This is a genomic window from Nocardia sp. NPDC004711, from assembly GCF_053601595.1.
Map to the genome: position 1 here is coordinate 1 of NZ_JBSGCB010000148.1, position 4,537 is coordinate 4,537.

The following is a 4,537-nucleotide window of genomic DNA, read 5'->3' on the forward strand; positions in this document are numbered from 1 at the left end:
AACGCACCCTCCCCGATCATCGTCAGCAAATCGAAATCCCCCACCCTGTCACCCGGATTGATCGCCCCGAGCGCGACCTGCGCGCTCGGACGAGCAACCATCGTGCTGCGATATCCGGTGGTATCCAGCTGGACAGGAGGACGATCGATCGCCATGGCCGCGGGCTCAGCAGCCCCGGGCTCCGTCGGCTCCTCCCCGGTAACCGGCGGGGAGCCGCGATGCAGGGCGTGGTATTCCTCGTAGACCAGGTCCGCAGGCAGTGGGCCGCTCCGCAGTTCGGCGTACTGCTCGCAATACTCGGCGAGACGCTTGGGAAAGTGATGCCGAACCCAGCGATTCTCGAGGTCGACCTTGATCAGTTCCACCAGCACCGCACGCCGCTCGGCATCGACGTCGGGCAGGTACGCCGACAGATCGGGAGGACACCCCGACGCCGCCCACGCCTGCGAAAACCGGGCCACCGCCCCGGCGAGCGCCGTACGGCTCCGTTCGGCTGGATCGATGATCAGATCCTCGAGGGGCTCATGCACCACTTCGATACCCCGAGACGTGAATCCCCGAGGTGTGGCCGCACGCGACGATCGACAACCACACCTGAATAAACGACACAGCTTCGGTGCCATCCACCCTGACCGGCACCTCCAAAGCCTATCGCGCAACCATCGAGCACACACCGACGCCCGAGGCGGCAACAGCACCGACAGTAAGGCGGCGGACCACGGTGCGAGTTTCAGCGGACGAAACCCGGCCCGAAATGTCGGTGGAGGCGGAGCATTCGACCTGGGTCTATTCGGTTGGGATCTGGCTGTCTTCGCTGATGTTCCTTGACCCTGCCACCGTGTGAGGGTCAACACTCGAAGGCGTCATGTTCACCATCGGAGACTTCGCCAGGCATGGACGTGTTTCCATCCGCATGCTCAGGCACTACGACGCCATCGGTCTGCTGCGCCCTGCGCGCGTGGACCAGTCCAGTAGCTACCGCTTCTACGCGGCCGCGCAGCTGTCCCGGCTCAACCGGATCTTCGCACTGAAGGGCCTCGGCTTCACACTGCAGCAGGTGCAGACGATCCTCGACGAGGACATCAGCACCGATGAGTTGCGTGGGATGCTGCGACTGCGACGCGCCGAGCTGGAAGCGGCGCTAGCGGAGGCGGCGTCGGGCCTGGCCCAGGTCGAGGCGAGGCTCCGGTCGATCGAGAATGAGGGTTCCATGCCCCAAGAAGACGTCGTAATCAGGCAACTGCCCGCGGTCCGCCTGGCTGAGCTGAACGCGACGGCCACGAGCTTCAGCCCTGACGAGACCGGCCCGCTCATCGGCCGGCTATTCGACGAGTTGCGCCGACGGCTCAACTCCGCCGGAGTCGCTCCGATCGGCCCCCGCACCGTCTACTTCGAGACCCCTGCCGAAGGCGATTACGGGATCGTCGTGCACGTCGGCCTCCCTGTCCCCGAGGGAGTCACCGAGGACGCGCACCTACAGATCGTCTCGCTGCCCCCGGTGGAACGCGCCGCCACGATCGTGCACCGCGGCATGCCGTACAGCTTTCTGAGCACCAGCCAGCTGCTCGTCCGCTGGGTCGATGCGCACGGCTACCGGTTCGACGGGCATGCGCGGGAGGTCATGCTCAACTCCTCGGAGAATCCGGACGAGTCGGTGTCCGAGCTGCAGGCACCAATCGTCACGACCTGACCTCGGCTCGGGAAATGTGGCGGGCTGGAGTCTGAGAACCCACACCGACAAGTGTCGGAAGAGTCGATATGGATTCTATTCCGACGCCCGTGAGGGGGATCTGGTGTGTCAGATGAGGGTGTACCCCAACACCGAGTTCGGCGAGCAGGACTGCGGTGTTCCAGTCTGCGGCACCGGTTTCGGGTGTCAGCTGGATTCCGAGTCGATTGAGGACGGTGTCGAGGTGGACACGCGATACCGCGTTGGCGGGTAGTTGGATGTGTCGGATCGCGGTGAGGTCGGCCGGTGTGATCGAAGGCCGGTCAGCGAGAGGGTCGTCGTCTCGGGTCGCCAGCACCCAAGGCAAGTCCATGACGGGGCGTTGTTCGATGCCGGGGATCGCGTCGGCGATGGTCACCCACGCCAGATCGACGAGGCCCTCGGCGAGGGATTCGAAGCATCGGCGACTGGAAATGATCGTTCGGAACTCGAGTCTGGCGTGGGGATGGCGTCGGCGGAAGTCGGCGACGGCTTCGGACATGAAGTGGCGGATTGTTGTCGCTCCTGTGGTGATGCGAACGGAACCAGTTTGGCCACGGGCCATTTCGCGAAGTTGGCGTAGCGCCAGGTCCACGCTGACGATGCCGTCACGCGCCGCCGTATACAGCACGAGCCCTTCCGCGGTGGGGGTCACGCCGTCAGGTCCACGTTCGAGCAGCCGTGCGCCGGTGGCCTTTTCGAGCCGTTTGACGTGCTGACTCACCGCGGGCTGGGTACACGCGAGGTCGCGAGCGACGGCACTGAGGTTTCCGGCCTGACAGACCGCCACGAATACCCGGAGGTCATCGAACGTCATCCGCACCAAGCCCACCGTAATGTGTCCGTATCAAAGCTGAATCTTGGGGATTACCAAGGCAAACCGAGGATTGACCGGCTGCGCGCACGTCGCTGATGATCGTTGTGGGCCCAGGGCGGCAACCCGCCCCGCTTCTTCGGCTCATCCGGATCGGGGCGGAGCGGAGGGGGCGGGTGCCGACCCGCACATCGCACGATCGTCATCAACCGGCTCGGAGGGGATATGCGTCATGAGTATCACCGAACAACAGGTGATCACCGATCAGCCGTCAGTCCACGCGCGAGCGCTCATCACCTGGATTGCTGTCCACCCGGCCATCACGATCACGCCGGCATGCCCGCCGACCTCCTCACCTGGCTGAAGCGTTTCGCTGCCGAACAGGGCGCCACAGGCCGACCCGATGGTGTGGGGCGCGCGATCATCCTTCCGCGGACTTGACCGGCGAAACCATTCGGCGCGTGGTCTGCCCGGGCTCCTTCGACCCGGTGACCAACGGCCACCTCGACATCATCGGCCGCGTCGCGACGCTGTTCGACGAGGTGATCGTCGGCGTCGGCAAGAACGTCGGCAAGCGCGCGCTGTTCACCGCCGAGGAGCGGATCGCCATGATCCGCAACGTCATCGGCGAATATCCGAATGTCCGCGTCGAGGCCATCGACGGGCTGCTCGTCGACTTCTGCGTGCAGCACGGCGCGCACGCCATGGTGAAGGGCCTACGCGCAGTGAGCGACTACGAGTACGAGCTCACGATGTCGCAGATGAACCATCGGCTGTCCAGAGTGGAGACACTCTTCGTGGCCTCCGATCCGGAGTACAGCCACCTGTCCTCGTCGCTGATCAAAGAGGTCGCGGGGCTCGGCGGCGACGTCTCCGGGCTGGTTCCCGACCATGTGCTCGCCCAGCTCACGACGCGACTGGCCGAGCACAAAGCGAAGTCCGACTGACCATCTACCAGTAGGTTCGAGTGAACGCATGAGCCACTGTCTGGATGCTCTCATTCGTTCGGGCCGTTCCGGGCAGCAGCGCTCTTGGCCCGGACACGGTGCCCATGCATCACATTGACGGCGGCGAAGTTCCGATTCCGTAGCGACCGGACATTGATCAGTGCTGCGGCGGCGGACGACGAGCGGGTGTCCAGCGGCCTGTGGTTGGGGGAACGAGCTACAGTTGCGCGGGCGCTTCCACTCACTGAGAAGTGATCCGGATCACGGCCTTGGGAGTCAGTGATCTCGGCTATCAAAAAGCCTTTTGGCTACCACCCAGCCCCCAATTGCTGGACACTCGACTAGGACGCTTCACAAGCGCGTCCCTGCCCGGGGCATGGGAAGGATGCCTGCAATAAGGCCAAAAGCCATGCAGTTCAGCAAACTCGCCGTCACCTCGGCCCTCGGCATCACCGCCGGCACCGTACACGCCGATCCTGTCCCTGCCCCGGTCCCGGTCATCCCCTCCGGCTCGACGGCATCAATCAGGCTCTCGGCCAGGTCCTTCCGTCATCCACTGACGCGAAGCTCGACGGCGACTCCGTCGTGGTCGAGACCGACGCCGGCTCGCTCACTGCTGCGGACAACCAGCTCCAAGTCCGCGACAACCAGGGCAATATCGTCACCGACCTCCCGCTGAGCCACACCCTCGGCGGCATCGGGTTCGTCCAGCGCATCACGATCCGGCGAACCAGTAAGCCGTCTGTTCGCGAAGCAGCGCACCCCTGGACGCCTCTGATGAGGGGCGGGGCGGGTCTCTTTGTGCCGGACGGTTGCCTTCGTCACTCATTGAAACCTCGATGAGGAGCTCGCTTCCAAGAGGGAAGCGCCCGATCAAGAAAGCGACGAGAAAGTAATAATGCGTTTCCACAAGTTCGCCGCCACCTCTGCCCTGGCCATCGCGGCCCTCGGCATCTCCGCCGGGACCGCCTACGCCGATCCCGCGGCCGCCGCCGATCCCGGGATCCACTGGGACACCAAGATCGACGGCGCTTCGGTGGTGCTGAAGACCGACGCGGGCTCGCTGAC

6 protein-coding genes and 1 pseudogene are annotated in these 4,537 nt (G+C 64.7%); 5 read left to right on the plus strand and 2 right to left on the minus strand.

The genetic code is table 11. The features are described 5' to 3' along the window. Positions 1-533, minus strand: a pseudogene (locus ACWEKS_RS48855) (serine/threonine protein kinase); the annotation flags it as partial. An 83-nt stretch (positions 534-616) separates the two neighbouring features. Between ACWEKS_RS48855 and ACWEKS_RS48860 the strand changes: the two are divergent. Both ACWEKS_RS48860 and ACWEKS_RS48865 read left to right on the plus strand, forming a co-directional pair. Beyond that, the gene (locus ACWEKS_RS48860; protein ID WP_452346529.1) at positions 617-844 is read left to right on the plus strand and encodes a hypothetical protein; all 228 of its coding nucleotides are present in this window, start codon (positions 617-619) and stop codon (positions 842-844) included. 21 nt (positions 845-865) lie between these two features. Continuing rightward, entirely contained in the window at positions 866-1,690 is an 825-nt protein-coding gene (locus ACWEKS_RS48865; protein WP_452346530.1) for a MerR family transcriptional regulator, read from the plus strand. On the opposite strand, the gene ACWEKS_RS48870 is transcribed toward ACWEKS_RS48865, so the two are convergent. After that, a complete protein-coding gene (locus ACWEKS_RS48870; RefSeq protein WP_452346531.1) occupies positions 1,680-2,525 on the minus strand; it encodes a LysR family transcriptional regulator in 846 nt (281 codons plus the stop codon). The two genes, ACWEKS_RS48865 and ACWEKS_RS48870, sit on opposite strands and share 11 nt — an antisense overlap. A 229-nt stretch (positions 2,526-2,754) precedes the next feature. Between ACWEKS_RS48870 and ACWEKS_RS48875 the strand changes: the two genes are divergently transcribed. The 3 genes from ACWEKS_RS48875 to ACWEKS_RS48885 all read left to right on the plus strand — a co-directional run bounded on the left by ACWEKS_RS48875 (position 2,755) and on the right by ACWEKS_RS48885 (position 4,312). Continuing rightward, positions 2,755-2,886 carry a hypothetical protein gene (locus tag ACWEKS_RS48875; protein ID WP_452346532.1) on the plus strand — a complete coding sequence of 44 codons (132 nt, stop codon included), beginning with the start codon at positions 2,755-2,757 and terminating at the stop codon, positions 2,884-2,886. An 88-nt stretch (positions 2,887-2,974) separates the two neighbouring features. Then, complete coding sequence (gene coaD / locus ACWEKS_RS48880) at positions 2,975-3,469, plus strand: pantetheine-phosphate adenylyltransferase (protein ID WP_452346534.1); 495 nt, start codon at positions 2,975-2,977, stop codon at positions 3,467-3,469. 585 nt (positions 3,470-4,054) lie between these two features. Then, positions 4,055-4,312, plus strand: coding sequence for a hypothetical protein (locus ACWEKS_RS48885; protein ID WP_452346533.1), 258 nt, complete (start codon positions 4,055-4,057; stop codon positions 4,310-4,312). Positions 4,313-4,537 lie beyond the last annotated feature (225 nt).

Coding starts and splice junctions, on each gene's coding strand:
- ACWEKS_RS48865 (WP_452346530.1), top strand. CDS start 866: ATGTTCACCATCGGAGACTTCGCCAGGCATGGACGTGTTTCCATCCGC.
- ACWEKS_RS48870 (WP_452346531.1), bottom strand. CDS start 2,525: ATGACGTTCGATGACCTCCGGGTATTCGTGGCGGTCTGTCAGGCCGGA.
- ACWEKS_RS48875 (WP_452346532.1), top strand. CDS start 2,755: ATGAGTATCACCGAACAACAGGTGATCACCGATCAGCCGTCAGTCCAC.